We start from the raw sequence: 20,947 nt of genomic DNA on the forward strand, positions 1-20,947 counted from the left end.
CACAAGAACCCCCTACTAAAATGTGTAGAGATAGCGCACATAAAGCGAAAAGTCTCTTTTTAAATGATAGTAATATTGTGAGGATAAAGGCCCAGCACTCAAGTAATTATTGATTAGCATAGGAAGTCTAACGCCAAATTCTACGCCATTATGCTTGTATAGATTAGTCCTCACACCAAAGTTTAGCCATACTTGCCAATCAACGGTTGAAGGAGCGTTGCTATAGCCTTTTAAAGCTTCAATTTGTCTTCTCCAAGCCATTGTTGCAGAACTCTTCCAAGTATTTCCGCCAAGTGAGAATCCAGAGAAAACACCAAAAGATGCATTATCTTTATCAATGATATTAAACAACGCATCTAAGCCAAATCCCCAAGAAACCATATCTAATTGAAGCTTGCCAGTATAGTTGTTTTGATGACCTAAAGTCGCATGCCCATAATCAAACATTGAATAAACTCTAAAGCCTAGCCATCTACTTGTCATTCCCAAAGACTTGAATTGGAAGAATTTCTTATAGCCTAGCGTAAGCCCAAAACCATTTAATGCACCGGTAGCAAACTGAGAGTGCCAATTTATAGGCGTGCCTTGAATGTTATGTCTAGTCGTTGTTAATCCCGGAGGACACCCTTGCCAACCGCAACCACCGTCTGTCCAATTAAAAACATTGGTTTTTACACGAGCTTGACCGATTTCATAACCTGCTCCTACATAAACACCATCACCCTCAGCCAATAATGAGGAGCTCAAAACGGAGGACAAAAGCCCCAAAGCTACAAACTTCTTCATCAATTCCATTCCTTTGCATTCCTATTTCTAAATTCATTCTTGCGAAATAATAGCATATTTTACGCTTACAAGCAAACATTTTTAAATCTAATCGTTTATAAAAGCATAATAAAGCTAGTTTGTCTAGTCTATTTAAAGTATAATAGCGTTTTTTAAATCTACTCTCTTTATTAAGGAAACTCTTGCAAGATAAAATCATTATTCAAGGGGCTAAGGAAAATAATCTTAAAAATATTTTTTTAGAAATCCCTAAAAATCGGTTTGTTGTTTTTACCGGACTGAGTGGCTCAGGCAAATCTACTCTAGCGTTTGATACCTTATATGCTGAAGGACAAAGGCGGTATTTAGAGAGTTTATCTAGTTATGCGAGACAATTTTTAGATAAGGTGGGTAAGCCTAATGTAGATAAAATTGATGGGCTTACCCCTGCCATTGCCATTGAGCAAAAGACCACTTCTAAAAACCCTCGCTCAACCGTTGGCACTATCACTGAAATTTATGATTATTTAAGGTTATTATTTGCAAGGATTGGAGAGCAATTTTGCCCTACATGTTCAGAGCCTATTAGCTCTATGAGTGCGACAGATATTATCTCTCAAATTTGTAACTTAGAAGAAAACTCTAAAATCATTATTCTAGCCCCTATTATTAAGGATAAAAAAGGCACTTTTAATGATAAATTAGAGAGCTTACGCTTAAAGGGGTATGTGAGAGCCTTTATTGATGGGGTGATGGTGCGTTTAGATGAAGAAATCAATCTACACAAGACCAAAAAGCACACCATTAAAGCTGTGGTAGATAGAGTTGTAGTCAATAGTGAAAATCATTCACGAATTGCTAGTGCTGTAGAAAAAGCCCTTAAAGAAAGCTATGGCGAGTTAGAAATAGAAATCTTGCAAGAAAACGCTCCTAGCATTAAAAAACATTATAGCGAGCATAAGGCATGCTTTAAATGCAAGATTAGTTTTGAAGAATTAGAGCCACTTAGTTTTTCATTCAATTCGCCTAAGGGGGCGTGTGAGAGTTGCTTAGGCTTAGGGACAAAATTTAGCCTAGATGTAGGTAAGATTTTAGAGCCTAGCACCCCCTTAAATAATGGGGCTATCAAAGTGATTTTTGGGTATAACCGCAATTATTACGCTCAAATGTTTGAAGGCTTTTGTGAATGTAATGGTATTGATACCACACTTTGTTTTAATGAATTAAATAAAGAGCAACAAGACGCTCTTTTATATGGAAATGGCACTGAAATTAGCTTTAATTTTAAAAATAGCCCCTTAAAACGCCCTTGGAAAGGCATTATCCAAATTGCCTATGATATGTTTAAAGAGCAAAAGGATTTAAGCGATTATATGAGTGAGAAAACTTGTTCTACTTGTAAGGGGCATCGCTTAAAAGCATCAAGTTTGAGCGTTCAGGTGGCTGGCTTGAAAATGGCGGATTTTTTAACTAAGCCTATTGAAGAAGTCTATCACTTTTTCAAAGAACCTAACCATTTTAGCTATCTTAATCAGCAAGAAAAGCAAATCGCTGAACCGATTTTAAAAGAGATTTTAGAAAGGGTGTTTTTCTTATATGATGTGGGGCTAGGGTATTTAACTTTAGGGCGAGATGCAAGAACCATTAGTGGGGGGGAGAGTCAAAGAATAAGAATTGCTAGTCAAATCGGAAGTGGCTTGACAGGAGTTTTATATGTTTTAGATGAGCCTAGTATCGGTCTGCATGAAAAAGACACGCTCAAACTCATCAATACCCTTAGAAATTTACAAAAAAAAGGGAACACGCTCATTGTGGTAGAACATGACAAAGAGACGATTAAGCATGCGGATTTTATTGTAGATATAGGACCAAAGGCTGGAAGACATGGGGGTGAAGTAGTCTTTAGTGGGAGTGTAAAAGAATTATTACAAAATAAGCATTCTACTGCTTTGTATCTCAATGGCACTAAAAAGATTGAACGCCCTAAATTTGAATTGCCTAAAGAAAAACATTTTTTAGAAATTAAAAATGTGAATATCAATAACATTAAGAATTTAAGCGTAACTATCCCCTTAAAACAATTAGTGTGTATTACAGGGGTGAGTGGGAGCGGTAAAAGCTCACTTATTTTGCAAACCCTTTTACCCACAGCTCAAACTCTCTTAAACCATGCCAAAAAAGCTAAAAGCTTAAATGGTGTAGAAATCTTAGGTTTGGAGCATTTGGATAAAGTGATTTATTTAGACCAAGCTCCTATAGGAAAAACCCCACGAAGCAATCCTGCTACTTATACAGGGGTTATGGATGAGATTAGAAATTTGTTTGCTGAGCAAAAAGAAGCTAAGGTTTTAGGCTATAGTGCGAGTCGTTTTAGTTTTAATGTTAAGGGGGGGCGGTGTGAAAAATGTCAAGGCGATGGGGATATTAAAATAGAAATGCACTTCTTACCTGATGTGTTAGTGCAATGTGATAGCTGTAAAGGCACTAAATACAACCCCCAAACCTTAGAAATCAAGGTTAAAGGAAAATCTATTGCTGATGTGCTAAGCATGAGCGTAGAAGAAGCTTATGAGTTTTTTGCTAAATTTCCTAAAATCGCTGTGAAGTTAAAAACGCTTATAGATGTGGGCTTAGGCTATATCACTTTAGGGCAAAACGCTACTACGCTAAGTGGGGGCGAAGCCCAAAGGATTAAGTTAGCTAAAGAATTGAGTAGAAAAGACACCGGAAAAACGCTCTATGTTTTAGATGAGCCTACCACAGGCTTGCATTTTGAAGATGTAAATAATCTCTTACAAGTTTTACACTCCTTAGTGGCATTAGGAAACTCTATGTTAGTGATTGAGCATAATTTAGACATCATAAAAAACGCTGATTATATTATAGATATGGGGCCTGATGGGGGGGATAAGGGCGGAAAAGTCATTGCTAGTGGCACGCCCTTAGAAGTCGCACAAAATCATCAACAAACTAAAAGCTATACCGGAAAATTTTTAGCCAAAGAATTAGGATTAGAATAGCCCTTATATAACTTTTTGTAAAATCTTAAAAGGAATTTAATGCTTAAATCTCGTTCTTTTGTTGCCATAAACTTTTCTTTTTTATTGCTTGTGCTTGCTAACACTTTAGCCAGCTGTTTTTATATAGATAGCTCTTTAAAATTTGTTTTTAAGGCTTTCTTTTATGCTCTGAGTTGGTGTTTGGTATGGTATTGTGTTCTTTCTTTTTGTAATCGTTTTTTAAAAAAGATTCTAGAACCATTCGTTTTTACTCTTTGGCTAGGGTTTAGCATGTTGGCTATTATAGGCAAACTTGTTTTTGATATGCCATTAGACCAAGAGCTAGTAGATATTATACTCTCTACCAATTTAAACGAAGGCAAGGAATTTATCTTACACTCTAAAGGTGTTTTATTTATAGCAATTTTAGTTATTACCCTAGGCATCTTTTTAATCTATAGAGTTAATTATCAAATAAAAATACCTCAAAAAATAGCCCTTTTTCTAAGTGCGATTGTTTTATTTATAGAAATCCCCCATGCCATAAAAGCGTCTCATCAATTTATGCAAGCTTATGGCTACCCCCTTTTAGACACCCCCTTTACGAGTGCGTTAGCCCAAAATATTGGGGGGGTGGTAAGCCCTACACATTCTCAAGCCTATATTTTTAATGCAGTGATTAGTCCTGCCTCACACACATCTGCAAGCTTTAAGGTGTTATTAACCTATGCCAATAATGACACACAAAAACCTACAGCAAAAAAGCCATGGTATACTTATGCTAATTTAGGGTCTATTATCAATACAGCTGGTTATGAAAGCTTTTGGTTTTCCAATCAAGAAAAAGGTTGGGAAGAACATAGCAATAGCTTTGGAATCCTATCTTCTGCCTTTAAACACCGCCACTTTATTAAAGCAGATTATATTAACACTTATGATGAAGAGCTATTGCCTTTTTTAAAGCAAGCCCATCTTAAAGATAAAAATTTTATTGTGTTCCATTTAAGTGGCTCTCACATTCTTTATAATGTCCGTTTCCCCAAAAGTTTTGAAAAATTTAAACCCAAAGATATTGATTTTTCTCATCTAAAAACACGCACTAATGCCGATAAACAAGTGGTAGCAGACTATGTTAACTCTTTATATTATACCGATAGTGTTTTAAAGCATATTGTTTCGTTTTTTAAAGATAAAGAAAGTTTGATTATTTATATCAGCGACCATGCTCAAGATGTCTATGAAAGCTGGGATAAAGCCTTACATCATTGCAATGCTTATGGCGTAGAAATACCCTTTATTATCTATGCCTCGCCCCTTTATGTTAAACGCCACCAAGATAAAATCAAAGCCATGCAAAACGCCCTCAATAAACCCTTTATGAGCGATAATTTCTTGCACACTTTATTAGAGCTTATTGGCATTAGAACCAAAGATTATGACCCTACAAAAGATTTATTAAACCCTGCTTTTGATACCAAACGCATTTTAAATCCATGCAAATCATTTGTTTATCATAACCAACATACCCCATAGCTCTATGAAAACATAAAAATCTTAAAGCTTAAAATGCAAGAATTTTAAATAAAAAATTACACGAATATCTTTTATTTAAATTAAGCTTGTTTTTACTAATAGTTTGGTATAATTCATTCAGCAATTCAGCAATTCAAAACTTTATAAGAAATTTCAAGGATTTTTATGGAACGCTTTGTAGAAGAAGAGGGTTTCTTGGTTTCTAAGACCACTACTAAGGGTGTGATTACTTACGCTAATGAGCCTTTTGTTCAGATTGTTGGAGCTAAAAGCTTGCAAGAATTGTTAGGAAAACCTCATAATATTATCCGCCACCCTGATATGCCAAAGACTGCCTTTAAATACCTTTGGGAAACTATTCAAGCTAAAAATGAGGCGAATGTTTTTGTAAAAAACATGAGTTTAGATAAAAGAGATTTTTATTGGGTGTTTGCCAATGTAACGCCATCATTTGATATGCATGGCAATGTTATTGGCTATTATTCAGTGCGTAGAAAGCCTAATCCTAAGGCTGTAAATGAGATTTCATCAATTTATCAAACTCTTTTAAAATGCGAACGACAAGTTGGTGGAATGGCACTGGCTCAAAAAGCTTTAGGCGAACTTTTACAAACTCATAAAACCACTTTTGATGCGCTTATGAACGCATTGCAAAATTCCTAAAAAAGGTTTCTCAAAAATGTTTGGACTCAGCAAAAAGACCTATTCAAAAGATTTAAAACTGATTGAAAAAGTTGTAGATGAAGCCTCTAATGGCGAATTGGAATCTCGCATTACGACAATTGACCCATCAAGCATATATTATCCTCTGTCATTAAAAGTTAATGATTTATTGGATCAAGTGGAGGCGTTTCAAAGAGAAGTTTCTACTTGCACTAATTTGGCTCAAAAGGGCGTAACCTATCGTAATGTTTTTACTTTAGGATTTCGTAAGGCTTTTCGCTCAAATGCTGAAGCGATTAAAGATGGCGTAAATGGAATCTTGAGTGCTAAGCAAGCATTAGTTATGCATGAGCTTAATAATGAATTAGAAAAATTGGGTATGGGGACAGCTGGAATGCCCAAGATTTTAGAAGGGCTTTCTCATAGCTCGGATTTACTTATGCAGTCTAATTCTATTTGTGCAGAAGTGGCTCAAAATAGCCAAGAGGCACTTAAGGATTTTGCTCTTATGCAAGAGCATATGAATACCCTAAGTGCGACTAATGAGCATTCTAGCAATACGCTTAATACTCTAAATCAAGAACTCCAAGAGGCCTCAAAAGTGGTCTCTAGCATTGATGAAGTAGCTAGTCAAACCAATCTCTTAGCTTTGAATGCTGCCATTGAGGCTGCAAGAGCAGGTGAGCATGGCAGAGGTTTTGCTGTAGTGGCTGATGAAGTAAGAAAATTAAGTGAAAAAACTTCAGAGTCAGTAGAAAGTGTGCAAAGAACTTTTAAAATCTTTAATGAGCAAACAAGCGCTCTCTTAAAAGCTTTTAATGAGGCTAATGAACTTTTGCAAACCGCATTAGGAACAATTCAAGTCTTTAGCCAAACGCTTAATTCTTTTCATGCTCAAAGCCAGCAAGGTTCTAGCATTGCAAATTCTGCTAAAGAACAACTTTCTAAGATTGTTGCCTCTTTTCATCTTATGGCATTTAAAATGCGTTTGTATAGAGATACGGTGCATTCTAACGCTCAAGCTGAACGATTAGAGGCAGATTTAGATGAACTTTCTTCAATTTTGCAGGCGTATCCTATGCAAGCTTTTCTAACAACTACAAGAGATTTTTCCAAGCGTTGTTTAGAGGGATATGACCAACATAACATGCATGAGCTTGTAGAAGGCTTTAAGCAGTTAGAAGCTCAAAGTCAAACCCTTTTAAATTCTATTGCTTAACAAATGTGTTTTTTAACGCCTCTTTGATGCTCTTTTAGCTTTTTGAGTTTACTTTCTTTGAGTATGGTTTGAAAAAGTAATGACACCAACTACACAATGGAATAAAAAATGAAAAAATATGCTTTAGCTATAGGACTTTTTGGAGGAGCTTTACAAGCGGAGCAAAACGGATATTTTTTTGGGATTGGCTATCAAGTAGGTGGCATGCAAGAATTTGCCAATAGCCACCAAAGCAAAAACCAATTCATTCAAAATCAAATCGCTATGGTCAATAACAATCCAAGCAGACCCGGCTCTACTCCTTATGTTCCAGCGTTTCGTCCGGGTAAAAGCCAACAGACCGCAACACTCAATGGTTTGAATATCATGCTAGGTTATCGCCAATTCTTTGGCAAAAAGAATTGGTTTGGTTTGAGATATTACGGACTTTTTGATTATAACCATGCTCAAGTGGATTTAGGGCTTTATAATAATAATTTAGATTTATTCACTTGGGGAGCTGGCATCGATGCGTTATGGAATGTCTATCATAAAGAGATGTGTAACCGCCATGTTGATGTAGGGTTTTTTACAGGCGTGGCTATTGCGGGGCAAAGCTGGAAGTCTGATTTATTGCGTAAATATGAGCATGTAGGTAAGGTTGATCCCACTTATGTGCAGTTTATATTTAATTTTGGGGTGCGGGTGCATTGGACGAGTGCAAGCGGTGTGAGCATGTCTCAAAAAGGAGGTTCAAGCATTGGGGCTAAGTTTAAAAAACGCCTTTATAATGTGCCTAATTACTTGCATGGTGCAGAATATGGCGTGCGTATCCCCACTATCAATGCCCCCTACTATACAAGCCATGGAACTGATGTGGAGCTAAGAAGGGTGTATTCTATCTATTTGAATTATGTGTTTGGTTTTTAATGCGTGTAGTTATTCTTGTTTTAGGGTTAATCGGTTTTTTAACAAGCGAAACTTATTTAACTCCAAGAAGTGCGTTTGTAGTCAATGATGCTTATCAAAAAATTAAACAAGATACCCTAAACACTATTTTTACCAATCTTTCTAATAAATCCCATGCCCTTAAGGTGTGCCAAAAGAATTTTGATGTTTCAATCTATCAGCCTACAGAGTTTATGGTTGCTAGTATTATCAATCAAATTGTTACTATTCAATATTCCTTACTCGCTCCAACAAACAATCTTGACCCTATCACTACAGCCGTGTCTGTTTCTGTTGTTATGAAACGCTATGCTAAAGCTATCAAACCATCTATTAATGATTGGCTAGGTTCTCTAAAAGACTGCCATGTAAAAATGGATAATATCAAGCAACTAAGCGCTAAGATTATAAAAGATGAAATTAATGTAACACTTGATGCAAAAAGGCTTTGATAAAAGCCATTCCTTACAAGTCTTTTTTACTTTTGATAATATTATTCTTTAATTGATTTTTACCAATCAGTCTCTCCAAACATTTAATTCCAGCCAGATGAGACTCTAAACCTGCATTAGAAAAACAATATTCACTCAATACAATAGGTCTAATATTTTTTTCAAATAAACTCACAGCATTTACTAATACACAACAATCTGTATCTGCCCCTACTAGATAAATTTCTTTGGGATACTGCCCCTTGTTTAATGCACAAAGCTTAGCCATAAAACTATCATTAATGACATTATAGATAACCTTTTCTTCTATGACATCAATCTTATCCTTATTAATAGCCAATTCTTGCTCTTGAATCTCTTTGAGGTTAAACCAAGAAAACAGCTTTTCATACATGCTATGCGTGGTATTTTTAAATTGTGATGCCACTACAAGCTCAAAAATGTCTAATTCTAATAACACATTAATCTTTTGAGCTAATTCTTTGGTTGTCTCATTTCGCATAAAACCCATTTGCATATCAATAATCAATAAAATTTTTTTCATTCTAATTTCCTTTTTTTATAATAAAAATACTAGCTATAACAAAAACTACCATTAAAATCAACATTACACTTGTTTGAATATGACTTTTTGTTGAAAATAAATTCATCAATGGCTCATAGATTTGTGTGAGTGCAATGAGCAATAAAAGTATTTCTGTTGACTTAGAATATTTAGCTCTTTTTTGCGTGATTTTAGCCTTTTCAATCATAATCTTATTATCTAATAAGACCTGTAATTTATGCTTAATTATCCCATAACCAGATGTTTCAAAGATAATATTATAAGCGTTTTTTTCTGTTGTTGAAATATTAGCATCAAAAAAGTATTCTATCTCTAAATCTATTAGAGCTACCATAGATTTTATTTTTTCTAACTCTAACAAACTATAAGAATGATTTTTAATATTTTCTATTAGGCAATCAAATAAAAACCACACCGCTTGTAACTTCACTTCATACTGTATAATCATTTCTTTATTTTTATCTTGCAGAATGCTTTGAATTATACCCACCCCAGACCATGAAGCAATAATATCTGTGGTATCATCAAGCCTATGATTTTTATGTCCTATAGGCTCATATTTATTTATTTGTTCTAAAATGCTATTCCAATGTTGCTCTTCGATAATATTTTTTAAAATTGCAGGATTCATTAATAAATCCAATTTTGATTTATCACTTATATTATTTTCTAAACAATATACGGCTAAAATATAAGAAAACCCATGGTTACAAAACCCTTCATTGCAAGTTATTGGTCTTGATAATGCCTTATTTTTTGGTATATCCCAAAGCTCTTTAATAAGCTTATTGATGACGCAACTTTGACTAAAAATTTCTTTTTCTATAATTTTTTTCTTACAATATAATTCACAAGCAATATTATTATTAAAAAATTTTTTTAACGAGAAAAGCTTTTCTCGTTCTCTTATGGGAAAATCAAAACCATTAAAAACAAAAACACCCACACCAAAAGTAAAAATATAAAGAGTTATGGTATCTTTTAATTTTATAGTGGCAATAATTTCTTTTTTGTCTTGTACTTCTATGTAGCTATAATCATAACTTGTAGCACATAAATTTTTTACACTATCTTGGAATTTTTGAATTTCACTTTTAAAAACCAAAGTATCAAAATAGCAAAACCCCAAATCAAAGGGAACAATGCTAATCATAGAATTTTTCATTTAAAACAAATAGCTATAAGACGCACTAATAAAAACACTGCTGAGGTAGCTAGAATGCTTGAAAATATTCCTCGTTTTTAAAAAAGGAATTTTAACTCCAAGCTCTATGCGATGATGCACTTCAATCGTGCTACCTACGCCAACATTCACCAAGCCATTATAGCCCATAAAAGAGCCATTTTCGGAGCTTAAGCGGATATTTTGCTCAAAATACCCTACCCCAAGCCCAGCATACACGCCAAAGCTATATTTTTTATAAGTGTAAAAATCGCTTAGAACATCAGCATTCAAACTCAACAAAGAAGTTACAATCGTATTAAATGCTGTCGGTTTAATCGCCATAAGATAAGAAAAATCCCCCCTCAAAGCCAAGTATTTTAAAAACGCATATTGATAACCCCCCTTAGCTCCCCATAAAAACGCCGTATAAGAAGAATTAGGGGTGGCTTTTGGGATTGTCTCAATGGGAGCTAAACCCACATTAGCCCCTAAATAAATCTGGCTATTCTTAGGCTCAAACGCCTCTAATAAGCTAATCATTAAAGCAAGAATTAAATAAATCTTTTTCATTGTAAGGTTTTTTGACTTTGATAAAAGCGTTTAATCTTATCATCTACAGGAGCAAGTAAACGATAAAAAATTGGCACAATAAGCAAGCTTAATACCATAGACACCATAAGCCCCCCACTCATAGCAATCCCAATAGGAGACTTCATAGCAGCTCCATCACCTACCGCTAAAGCTAGGGGCAACATGCCAAAAACCATCGCAATCGTAGTCATTAAAATTGGTCTTAAACGAGTCTCGCCTGCATATAAAATCGCCTCCTGAATGCTTTTACCCTTTTTACGCTCTTCATTCGCCACATCAATTAAAAGCGTGGCGTTCTTTCCTACCATACCAATAAGCAAGATTAAGCCCATCATAGAAAACATGCTTAATGGTTGATGAGCAATAGCTAGAGCAAAAAACGCCCCCGAAAAGCTCAAAGGCATGGTAATCATAATAATTAATGGCTCTAAAATAGATTCATATAATGCAGCTAAAATCATATAAATTAGCACAAACGCTGTAGCTAAAGCAATGATAAATTCTGCACCGGTTTCTTTGGCGTTATTAGCCTCTCCTGTAAAGCTATAATTCGCTCCTTCAACAAGCCATTCTTTGGAATGCTTAGTAACTTGTTTTAAAACTTCTCCCAAAGACACCTTAGCACTTTTATTAGGACTAGCAAACACGGTGATACTACGCTCCCGATTATAGCGAGTGATATTAGAAGCACTAATAGTTTCTTTAACTTCAACTAAAGCATCTATAAACATCAATTTATTGTATTTATTACGCACCTGTAAGCGCTTGATGTCTTCTACAGACACTCGTTTATTATCTGGCACACGAATGATAATATCATACTCCTTGCCATTTTCTTTAAAATAGCTCGCTTGATTTTCGCCTGAAAAAGCGGAGCTTACAACCGCTGAAATCGCTTGAGCACTCACGCCGTATTTATTGGCGTTTTGTCTTAAGATTTTTAATTGGATTTGTGGCTGTGAATCGCTTGTGCTAGTGTGATAATTTTCAACCTTACCTTTTAATTCAGGACTTTCTAATAAGAATTTTTTCAAATTCGCTACACTCTTATTGACGATTTCTTGCGAAGGTGCAAAAACAAAGACTTGAAAAGGCGAGCTATCCCCCCCGCCTAACAAAGGAATATCTGAAAAATTAATACTAAGCATATCTTTAGCCTCTGGCATGCTGTCTAACTCTTTACGCAATTCTTTCATAATTTTAAATTGGTCTAAAGAACGCTCTTTAAGAGGCTTAAGTTGCACAAAAATCTTAGCCTTAAAAGGACTTTTAATGCTCCCATAGCCCACTTGTAAGGTGGTAAAATCTACATAAGGCTTTTTTTCAATTACTTTTTGAAAGGCTTGGGTTTTATTGACCATATAATCAATACTTACGCCCGGACTTGCTTTAAGCCATACATTAAACTTCCCTCTATCTTCTTTTAGCATAAAATCCATGCCTAGCTTAGAGGCTACAAAAAGAGAGCCTATAAAAACTATAACCACAGCTAAAAACACAATAAGTTTATGCCCTAAAACCCATTGCAATAAAGAAACATAGCGAGTCTCTAAAGCCTTAAAAAAAGGTTCGCTCCAATGATAAAAACGAGATTGCTTTGGGCTTACCACAATAGAGCTTACCATAGGAATTATCGTAACGACCACCACATACGATAAGGCTATTGCTAAAGCCACCGTAATCCCAAAACTCTCAAAAAAGCGCCCAATGATACCTTTCATATTCCCTATAGGCACAAACACAGAGAGCAACATCGCAGAAATCGCTACGACCGCAAAACCAATTTCTCTCACTCCCTCATAACTTGCTGTGCGTTTATCCATGCCCATTTCTAATTTTTTATGGATATTTTCAATGATAACAATCGCATCATCAATGATAATGCCTATCGCTAGAGTTAAGGCTACCATAGTAAGCATGTTTAAGGAAAAACCCATCCATTGAATGAGAGCAAAAGTCCCCATAATAGAAATAGGAATAGAAATCGCTGAAACTAAAGTAATCGTGCCATTACGCAAGAAAATAAACACCACTAAAACCGCTAAAATCCCCCCTAAAATCAAGTCAAACTTAACATCTTCAATAGAAGTGCGGATATAAGTTGTCGTATCCATAAAAGGTGTGATCTCATACCCCGGACTGACTTCTTGGAGATGCTTAAGCTCTTTATAGACATGATCTACAATTTCAATTTCATTGGATCCGGCAATTTTTTGAATTTCTAGTATCACTCCGGGCTTGTGTGCAAAGCTTGCAAAAGTGGTGTTCTCTTGCAGTCCTACTTCTACCTTAGCAATATCAGCTAAACGCACATGATTAGCCACTTGAATGTTTTTTACATCAGCAATCGTATAACTATTCGCATTGACTAAAATAGCTAGTTCTTTTTGGTCATTAACAACACGCCCCCCATCCACTTCTAAGTTTTCTGTTTTTAACACATTATAAAGCTCACTATAAGTTACGCCATATTTATTCATTAAAGTGGGGTCAGCATAAATTCTAATTTGCTTTTCTCTAAAACCATTGAGTTGCACACCCCCCACTCCATAAATCTTTTGTAGCATGGGTTTAATGACATTTTTAGCATGGTCATTAATAGTGGCAATAGGCACACTCTCACTGCTTATAAAAAGCGAGATAATCGCATCTGAGTTGGTATCAAACTTATCAATAGAGGGCTTTTGAATATTTGGGTCATTAAAACGCACTGAAGAAACTTTATTGATAATATCATTCAGTGCTTCATCTTTAGGCTTTTCTAGCTCAAATTCAATCGCAACCATGCTAATATTTCTAGCGCTATTAGAAGTAACCTTTTTAATCCCATCAACCCCCATGACCGCCTCTTCAATCTTATCGGTTACTTTACTTTCTATAATCTCAGCGCTAGCCCCCGGATACAAGGTGTTAACCACCACAATAGGAATGTCAATATTTGGAAAAAGGGCGATACTAAGCTTTTTAAAGCCCATGGTTCCAAAAAATACAATCGCAAGAGCAAACATCAAAGTCGTAATAGGACGATTAATTGCTACTTTATACATGGCTTAATACTTTCTATTTGTGGTTTTTAACTTGGATAAACCCATCGCCAAAAAGCCCTACTGCCATATTACTAGGTGCTAGAGCCTCTGCACTCACTTTTCTAGTATCTTCATCAATAGCCGGATAAATCTTAGTGATTTTAGTCTCATATTTTTTAGAATCCCCATCTATAGAATAAGTGAAAGTATCCCCTACTTTCACTTCATTGATATATTTAGAGTCAAATTCTAAGACAAGCTTTTTTTGATGGCTAATCAGTCTTAAAAGCACGGTGTTATTCGCATTTACCCCTTCGCCCACTTGAATGTTTTTACTCGCTACTACGCCATCAAAAGGGGCTCTTAAAATAGTTTTATCTAACATAGAAAGTGAAAAAGCATAATCAGATTCTAAACGCTTATAATCCGCCTTATAGCGTTCTAAAGTGTTTCTATCTACAGCACCACCTATTTTGTTATAACGCTCGTATTGTTTTTTAGCAAAAGCTAATTGCTGTTCAATAGAATTGCTTTGGGCTTGTTTATCTTGGTTATATAATAGTAGTAATACTTCATCTTTTTTAACCACACTCCCTTCAGTAACTCTAATCACATTCACAATGCCATAACTATCCAAAGTCAGTTTAGAGTCTTGCATGGCTTTCACATTAAAGACAGCATACACCTCTTCACTAGCTTGCAAATATAAAAAACTCAAGCATAGCCCTATTAAAAATTTTTGTATCATTTTATCCCTCTAAATTAATGCACATAATCTTGTATCTTATGCCCACTATAAAAAATATAATTTGCTTTTTGCATTTCATAATTGTTCAAAGCCATGTTGTAAGCCACTTCTGCATCAAAGCGGGTGCTTAAGCCCCTTAAATAAGTGGTAAAGTCCACTAAATTTGCATCGTATTTCTTTTTGATATTCATAAAAGAAAGATTGGCTGATTGTAAGCTTGCTTTAGAAGATTCAATTTTAGCTCGTGCAATTTCAAGCGACTTTCTATAAAGCTGTTCGTCTTTTTCTTGCTCTAGCTTTTTATAAGCCAAATTCTTTTCACTTGCTAATTGTCCTAATAAAATAGACTGCTTTTGCAAAGATAGTCCTATATCATCAAAGATTTTTAAGCTCACAGTAACCCCGGCGGTGTTTTGCTGCCCCGGATAGAAGTTCCCTAAACGCCCTAACGCATAAGCAGGCTTTTGAATCCAATAAAGCCATGAGTCATATAAATCCACGGTAGGATAGTAGTTGAGCTGTTTATTTTGGTATTTGAGCGCGACAATTTGCTCTCTTAAAGAAACTAAATCTTGGCGTTCTCTTAGTTGTAAATTAGGAGTATCAATGGTAGTTTTTTTCAAATTTTCTATGTTTAAATTGGTTAGATATTCTAAAGTCAAGCGGTTTTGTTCTAAGGCAAACTGCACATCTAAAATATCGTATTCACTCAAGCTCCCTTGAGCTTTCAAACTTTGTAAATCATCAATAGTAGTTAGCCCTTCATCATAGAGCTTAGAAACCCTTTTAATATCTGTTTTAATCTGCTCTAATTTTTTTTGTAAAGCAATCACACGAGCGAGATTATTAAAATATTGATAGTATTGTTGCACCACTTGCAAATACACACTTTGGCGCGTGTATTCTAAATTAGCCACGCTAGAGCGATAGCTTGCAGATTTTTCTCTCACATTATTCACATTACTAAAACCATTAAAAACATTTAATTTAACTTGTGCTTGTAATTGTTGGGTGTTATAACGCTTAAATTCTGGGGTATCTCTATTTTCATTTTTAAAATTATAGTGCATATCAAAAGTAGGCAAAAACATCGCTTTTGAAATAGTATGGTTTTTCATCGCTTGCTTAACATTCATTTCTTGGGCTTGCAAACTAAGATTAGTTGTAGCCCCCTTAAGCAATTCATAAAGCCCTAAAGCGACTTTATGACTTCTTTCATGGTATCTAGCAATTTCTTTAGTAATGCTAGAGGCTACAGGAGTATCAATTTGTTTCAAAGGCAAAAAACCTTGAGAATCATTGGGGGTGTTAAACAATGTATTATTAGATAAATCCTTAGGGTTAACTAAGCTCAAATTCTTATGATTATATTCTTTTAAAATTTGCTTAATTTCTTGGGGAGATTTAGATTGCGACATGATAGAAATCTCGTTTTCTAAAGAATCGCCTTTAGGGTCTTTAGCTAACAAACAAATACCTAAAACTCCCAATAAACCAATATATCTTATCATTACATTCATAAAGACCCCTATCGCTTAGATTTACTACGCACCAATTCCACTAAATACTTAGCATTTTCTCTAGGCAAATCCGGTAACATTCCATGCCCTAAATTAAAAATATGCCCCTTATTGTTCATAATTTTTAAAATTTTTTCAACCCCTTCTTCTAAGGCACTTTTATCATAAAGGCGTGTAGGCTCTAAATTCCCTTGCAAAACATACTTATCGCCTAAAATTTTCTTTGCCATTTCTAAAGGAGTGCTCCAATCCACTCCAAATACATCAAATTCCCCATCTATGCTATCTAAAAACCCACAAATCCCTTTAGGAAAAAGAATTACTGGAATGTGTGGATAGCGTTTTTTAAGCTCTTTAGAAATTTTTTTCATATAATGCCAACTAAACTTTAAATAAACTTCTTTTTCTAAGGCATTTGCCCATGAGTCAAAGACCATAACCGCATTAACCCCTGCTTGAATTTGAAGACTTAAATACTCTATTAATTCTGTGCTTAATTTTTCTAAAAGAGCATGCAAAACTTTAGGCTCGCTATAGAGCATTTTCTTACTTTTAGCATAAGTTTTACTCCCTTCACCTTCTATCATGTAAGTCGCTAGTGTCCAAGGCGAACCACAAAAACCTATCAAGGCTTTATCTTTAGAAAGTTTTTTACGAGTTTGAGAGATAGTATCATAAACATAATTGAGTTGCTTGTATGCTCCTACTCTTAGATTTTCTACGCTTTTTAAATCCGTGATGGTTTGTAAAAAATGCGGTCCTTTTGTAGGGATAAATTCCAAATCTAAGCCCATTTCTAAAGGCACAACTAAAATATCACTGAATAAAATGGCGGCATCCACATCTAAAATTTCTACCGGCTGTAAGGTAACTTCCATAGCTAAATCACTATTTTTACACAACTCTAAAAAACTCCCCGCTTTTTTGCGAGTCTCTTGATATTCACTTAAATAACGCCCAGCTTGTCTCATCATCCAAATGGGTGTGTAGGGTGTTTCTTTCTTAAAACATGCATCAATAAAAATCATCATAAATCCTTAATTATTTATCTATTGTTATCTTTGTAGTTAATTCTCAAAAAGTATTTTATCCTAAAAATTTAGTAAAATCATAAAATGTAAAGGTTATTCCTATGGAATAAATGTCTAGTCTTGGTGTGCCAAAAGCCTTAGAAAACTTGCTTTGGATAAAATAAAAAGGGATAGCCCCTCGTGCCTCAACGCTCAAGCCAAAATTTTTAGCCACATTAAAAAACACCCCAATAGTTCCTACGGCTGATTGGATATTATATTGGTGTTTATCCATTTTTACCCCTAAAATTTGGAGTTGATACCCTAATGAAATTCTAGGAATTACCCACCCTTTAAAAAGCCTCACCCCAGCTACAAATCCTGTGCTTAAAAAATACGACCCACCCATTGCTGAATCTAAATATCCCCCTAGCAAGAACTTCTTTTTTATAACACGCCCCGCACTAAAACCCAACGAAAAATCATCGTATTGCTTTTTTATCCAAATAGGAGGACGATTTTTAGGGCGTATAGGAGCAGATTTTACAGACTGAACATGCTGATAAAGATACCCTATTTTAAGCATGCCAAAATATTTTTTTGTCGGCTCTAAAGGCTTAAAAAAACCTAACGAATGGCTATCGGCTAATAACGACTTTGTTAAGCCCAACACCACTAAGATTTTAAGAAAAAAAGACATTTTAAAATTTTAAATCTAATTTTCGCTTAGAAAATTCTACAATTTTTCCATGAAATCTCGCATAAAGCTCTGCTAAAGAAATAGGTTTTTCATAGAGTGCTGAGGCATTTTTTAGATTTTCTTCAACACCTTTCATAAAAAAATTCTGCAATTCATCATAATCTTCTATTTCTATGCCTAATTTTTTTAAAAATAAATAAGTGTATTTATCCACTACCATCACTTCTCTAGCACACACATAGCAAAGAATCACATCCGCACTTTCTTTACCAATGCCCTTTTGATTTAAAAGCCACTCTCTAGTTACTTCTTTTTTAAAATTTTCAAAATTTTTAAAGTCTTTCAAAATATTTTCACTCAAACTAATGATTCGTTTTGCCTTTTGGTTATAAAACCCGCTAGGGCGGATACGCTCTTTAAGGTTGATAGGCTCAATACAAGCAATTTTTTTAAGATTATTTTCATCATCACTTTCTAAAATAAGAGCGTTTTTTAGATTTTCTAAAGATTTTAAAACATTCTCAAATTTTGTATTTTGCGTTAAAATCGCCCCAATTAAAGTCTCAAAGCTATAAGCGTTAGGCCACCAAACAAGAGGGGTATTTTCTAATAAATTTAAATTTTTTAAAGCTTTTAGAATATCAAAACTATCTAACATCAAAAACCGCCTACTACAGAAAAAAGAAAATAAAAGGTATTTTATAGCAAAAAGAAGTAAAAATGAAAACAAAAAGCCAATGCCTTAAAAGCATTAGCTCCATACAAATATCCTCTTAAAACTATGTTAAAAGCCTTAAGATATTTTGCTGAACGGTGTTAGCCTGACTCATCGCATAGCTACCAGATTGTGCCAAAATGTTATTTTTATTAAAGTTAGCGCTCTCATCAGCAAAGTCTACATCTCTAATTTGAGATTCAGCAGCTTTTACATTCACTTGAGTGATACTGATGTTATTTACGGTGCTAATCATTTGATTTTGTACAGAACCTAAATCAGAACGCACTTTATCTAGCATCTTCATAGCTGACTCAGCGACATCCATAACCACCATCGCACCCCTTAAGGTCGTAACTCCAGCTCCCAAACTATGATTGCCACTAGCAATGACAGCGTTATAGTTTGCACCACTTGCTGATTTAACATTGGCGTTAAAGTTTCCTGTAACATCGCGCAAATTTACTGTGGTTTCTGCCACTTGATTTTGCCCAAAGCCAATAGCAGTAAAGCCTAATTTATCTGAATCAGATGCTGAAACAACACTGATGCTCCTAGCATCCAATCTCGAGAGAGAGAGTCTTCCATAGTTAGTAGAACCTTGCGTTAAATCTTGACCACCATTAACATTTTTAATAGCGACTTGAGAGCCATCTTGATTATCATCGGCTTTAATGTCAATCCCACGCCCATCAACACTACGCAAATTCAATCGTCCATTTTGATCAGTATAGGCCTCCACACCAGTCTCAGAAGTAACTGCATTGATGGCTGCGACCAATCTTCCATCAGAGTCATTCTTTTTAATATCTACGATATTACCTAAATGAATCCCATTTAAAGTCAAATTGCTTAAATTCCCCGACTGAATTGCATCATCACTTGTGGTGATAACATTTGCTTGAGCTTTAACACCTGTTCGGTTAGAATTTTTGTTAATCACTTCTGCTAACACACCAATTCCAGTGCCTGCTGAGCTAGAAATCTTTACGCTCTCTAATTTTACATCATTCACACCATCTACTTGCTTGAATGTCAAGCTAATGTCTCCAGAAGCCGTAATCAACGCACCCGTAGCAATGCGGATTTGACCAATTTTATCTGAAGTGGTAGAGCCAATAGAAGCCTTAATACTTTGGTTAGAATACGCACCTACTTGGAATTCTTTATTGGTAAATTGACCAGACAATAACGCTTGACCATTATAAGTGGTTGTATTACCAATATTATCCAAGCCTTGAATCAAACGCACGATGTCAGCTTGAATCGCCTTACGAGATTGAGTGGTTTGACCATCTTGAGCTGCTTGAGTAGCTTTAACCTTAACGGTATCTAGGATTTTTAACTGCTCATCCATTGCTTTATCTGCAATTTGGATAATTCCCATGCCATCATTAGTGTTGGCAATCGCTTGACCTAAAGCACTCGCTTGTGAACGCAAAGAATCCGCAATTGTCATGCCTGATGCATCATCAGCTGCCTTATTGATTCTCAAACCTGAACTTAAGCGCTCCAATGAATTCTTAAGTGCAGTTTGAGTAAGAGAAGATTGCACATGCGCATTTAACGCATTGATATTTGTATTGACCTGAAAAGCCATTGTTGTAACTCCTTGTTATTAAACCCAAAGGCATCCTTGCCAATGGTTAAGGTTATATCGGACAACATCTAAAATTTTTAAAACAAATAATTTTATATTTAAAAAATAATACCATTTATCCTTATTCAAATTTCTAGATTATTGATATCTTTACAACAAAAACCTTAAAAGTCTATTTCGGTCATATTGACCTCATATCAAAAGTAATGTTTTATTAATTTTTAGGTATAATCTAGGTCAATTTGAAATGCAAATTATGGTTCTTGTATGACCTTAAGAAGCACAAATACAAAGATAAGGAAAGCACTATGTTTGGGAATAATAAACAACTCCAAGTTAAAATCAATGAAAAAAATTCTGAAATTGCCAATTTAAAAAAAGAGGTCAATCTTTATCAGAGTCTCTTGGATATGTGCTTGCATGAGGGGTTTGTTGGTATTAAAAATAATAAAATAGTTTTTAAAAATGGACATTTGGCAAGTTTAACAGATTTAGATGAGCAGATTTCTGTTTTTAAAGAAAATGCTGAAAATATTCAGTTAAATGACACTACCTATTCTTCTAAAAGTCAAACTATTGATGGGGTGCAATACTTTTCCCTTGCTAAAAAAGCAGATTGTGTTAGCGAATATCATAAAAGCGATTTATTTAGAACCTTTTTTGCAAGTCTTAAAGAGGGCTTAGAAGGTGCACAGCTAAGCATGCAAAACATCCATAATGAAACTAGCGAACTTTTAAGTGCAAGCAAA

The 20,947-nt window shown here is 34.9% G+C and carries 17 protein-coding genes; 6 read left to right on the forward strand and 11 right to left on the reverse strand.

Going from position 1 to position 20,947, the window contains the following annotated elements; translation table 11 throughout:
* Positions 1 to 15: 15 nt before the first annotated feature.
* Positions 16 to 795, reverse strand: a complete 780-nt coding sequence (locus C6H25_RS01060; protein ID WP_158653843.1) for an outer membrane protein — start codon at positions 793 to 795, stop codon at positions 16 to 18.
* A 173-nt stretch (positions 796 to 968) separates the two neighbouring features.
* Here C6H25_RS01060 and uvrA point away from each other — a divergent pair, with 173 nt between their 5' ends.
* The 6 genes from uvrA (at position 969) to C6H25_RS01090 (ending at position 8,558) form a co-directional block, all read left to right on the forward strand.
* The gene (gene uvrA / locus C6H25_RS01065; RefSeq protein ID WP_104747645.1) at positions 969 to 3,785 is read left to right on the forward strand and encodes an excinuclease ABC subunit UvrA; all 2,817 of its coding nucleotides are present in this window, start codon (positions 969 to 971) and stop codon (positions 3,783 to 3,785) included.
* A 39-nt stretch (positions 3,786 to 3,824) separates the two neighbouring features.
* The gene (locus C6H25_RS01070; protein ID WP_233707294.1) at positions 3,825 to 5,297 is read left to right on the forward strand and encodes a phosphoethanolamine transferase; all 1,473 of its coding nucleotides are present in this window, start codon (positions 3,825 to 3,827) and stop codon (positions 5,295 to 5,297) included.
* A 165-nt stretch (positions 5,298 to 5,462) separates the two neighbouring features.
* A complete protein-coding gene (locus C6H25_RS01075) occupies positions 5,463 to 5,960 on the forward strand; it encodes a PAS domain-containing protein (protein ID WP_104747646.1) in 498 nt (165 codons plus the stop codon).
* A gap of 16 nt (positions 5,961 to 5,976) precedes the next feature.
* Entirely contained in the window at positions 5,977 to 7,179 is a 1,203-nt protein-coding gene (locus C6H25_RS01080) for a methyl-accepting chemotaxis protein (protein WP_104747647.1), read from the forward strand.
* 108 nt (positions 7,180 to 7,287) lie between these two features.
* A complete protein-coding gene (locus C6H25_RS01085) occupies positions 7,288 to 8,088 on the forward strand; it encodes an outer membrane protein (protein WP_104747648.1) in 801 nt (266 codons plus the stop codon).
* On the forward strand, positions 8,088 to 8,558 hold the full coding sequence (locus C6H25_RS01090; RefSeq protein ID WP_104747649.1) for a hypothetical protein: 471 nt from the start codon (positions 8,088 to 8,090) through the stop codon (positions 8,556 to 8,558). Before C6H25_RS01085 ends, C6H25_RS01090 begins: the two co-directional genes overlap by 1 nt.
* 13 nt (positions 8,559 to 8,571) lie before the next feature.
* On the opposite strand, the gene C6H25_RS01095 is transcribed toward C6H25_RS01090, so the two are convergent.
* The 10 genes from C6H25_RS01095 to C6H25_RS01140 form a co-directional block, all read right to left on the reverse strand.
* Positions 8,572 to 9,102 carry an isochorismatase family protein gene (locus C6H25_RS01095; protein WP_104747650.1) on the reverse strand — a complete coding sequence of 177 codons (531 nt, stop codon included), beginning with the start codon at positions 9,100 to 9,102 and terminating at the stop codon, positions 8,572 to 8,574.
* 1 nt (position 9,103) lies between these two features.
* Complete coding sequence (locus C6H25_RS01100; RefSeq protein ID WP_158653844.1) at positions 9,104 to 10,228, reverse strand: hypothetical protein; 1,125 nt, start codon at positions 10,226 to 10,228, stop codon at positions 9,104 to 9,106.
* 60 nt (positions 10,229 to 10,288) lie between these two features.
* A complete protein-coding gene (locus tag C6H25_RS01105; RefSeq protein ID WP_104747652.1) occupies positions 10,289 to 10,858 on the reverse strand; it encodes an outer membrane beta-barrel protein in 570 nt (189 codons plus the stop codon).
* Positions 10,855 to 13,926: an efflux RND transporter permease subunit gene (locus tag C6H25_RS01110; RefSeq protein WP_104747653.1), complete on the reverse strand. Its 3,072-nt coding sequence runs from the start codon at positions 13,924 to 13,926 to the stop codon at positions 10,855 to 10,857. The genes C6H25_RS01105 and C6H25_RS01110 overlap by 4 nt, the downstream gene beginning before the upstream one ends.
* Positions 13,927 to 13,939: 13 nt before the next feature.
* Positions 13,940 to 14,653, reverse strand: coding sequence for an efflux RND transporter periplasmic adaptor subunit (locus C6H25_RS01115; protein ID WP_104747654.1), 714 nt, complete (start codon positions 14,651 to 14,653; stop codon positions 13,940 to 13,942).
* A 14-nt stretch (positions 14,654 to 14,667) separates the two neighbouring features.
* A complete protein-coding gene (locus tag C6H25_RS01120; protein WP_104747655.1) occupies positions 14,668 to 16,173 on the reverse strand; it encodes a TolC family protein in 1,506 nt (501 codons plus the stop codon).
* 8 nt (positions 16,174 to 16,181) lie between these two features.
* Complete coding sequence (gene hemE, locus C6H25_RS01125; protein WP_199768904.1) at positions 16,182 to 17,201, reverse strand: uroporphyrinogen decarboxylase; 1,020 nt, start codon at positions 17,199 to 17,201, stop codon at positions 16,182 to 16,184.
* 58 nt (positions 17,202 to 17,259) lie between these two features.
* Positions 17,260 to 17,883 carry a hypothetical protein gene (locus C6H25_RS01130; RefSeq protein ID WP_104747657.1) on the reverse strand — a complete coding sequence of 208 codons (624 nt, stop codon included), beginning with the start codon at positions 17,881 to 17,883 and terminating at the stop codon, positions 17,260 to 17,262.
* A gap of 1 nt (position 17,884) precedes the next feature.
* Positions 17,885 to 18,541, reverse strand: coding sequence for a 3-methyladenine DNA glycosylase (locus C6H25_RS01135; protein WP_104747658.1), 657 nt, complete (start codon positions 18,539 to 18,541; stop codon positions 17,885 to 17,887).
* Between the two features lie 121 nt (positions 18,542 to 18,662).
* Positions 18,663 to 20,198, reverse strand: a complete 1,536-nt coding sequence (locus C6H25_RS01140; RefSeq protein ID WP_104747659.1) for a flagellin A — start codon at positions 20,196 to 20,198, stop codon at positions 18,663 to 18,665.
* Positions 20,199 to 20,947 lie beyond the last annotated feature (749 nt).

The organism is Helicobacter cetorum (assembly GCF_900198405.1).
GTDB lineage: Bacteria > Campylobacterota > Campylobacteria > Campylobacterales > Helicobacteraceae > Helicobacter > Helicobacter cetorum_C.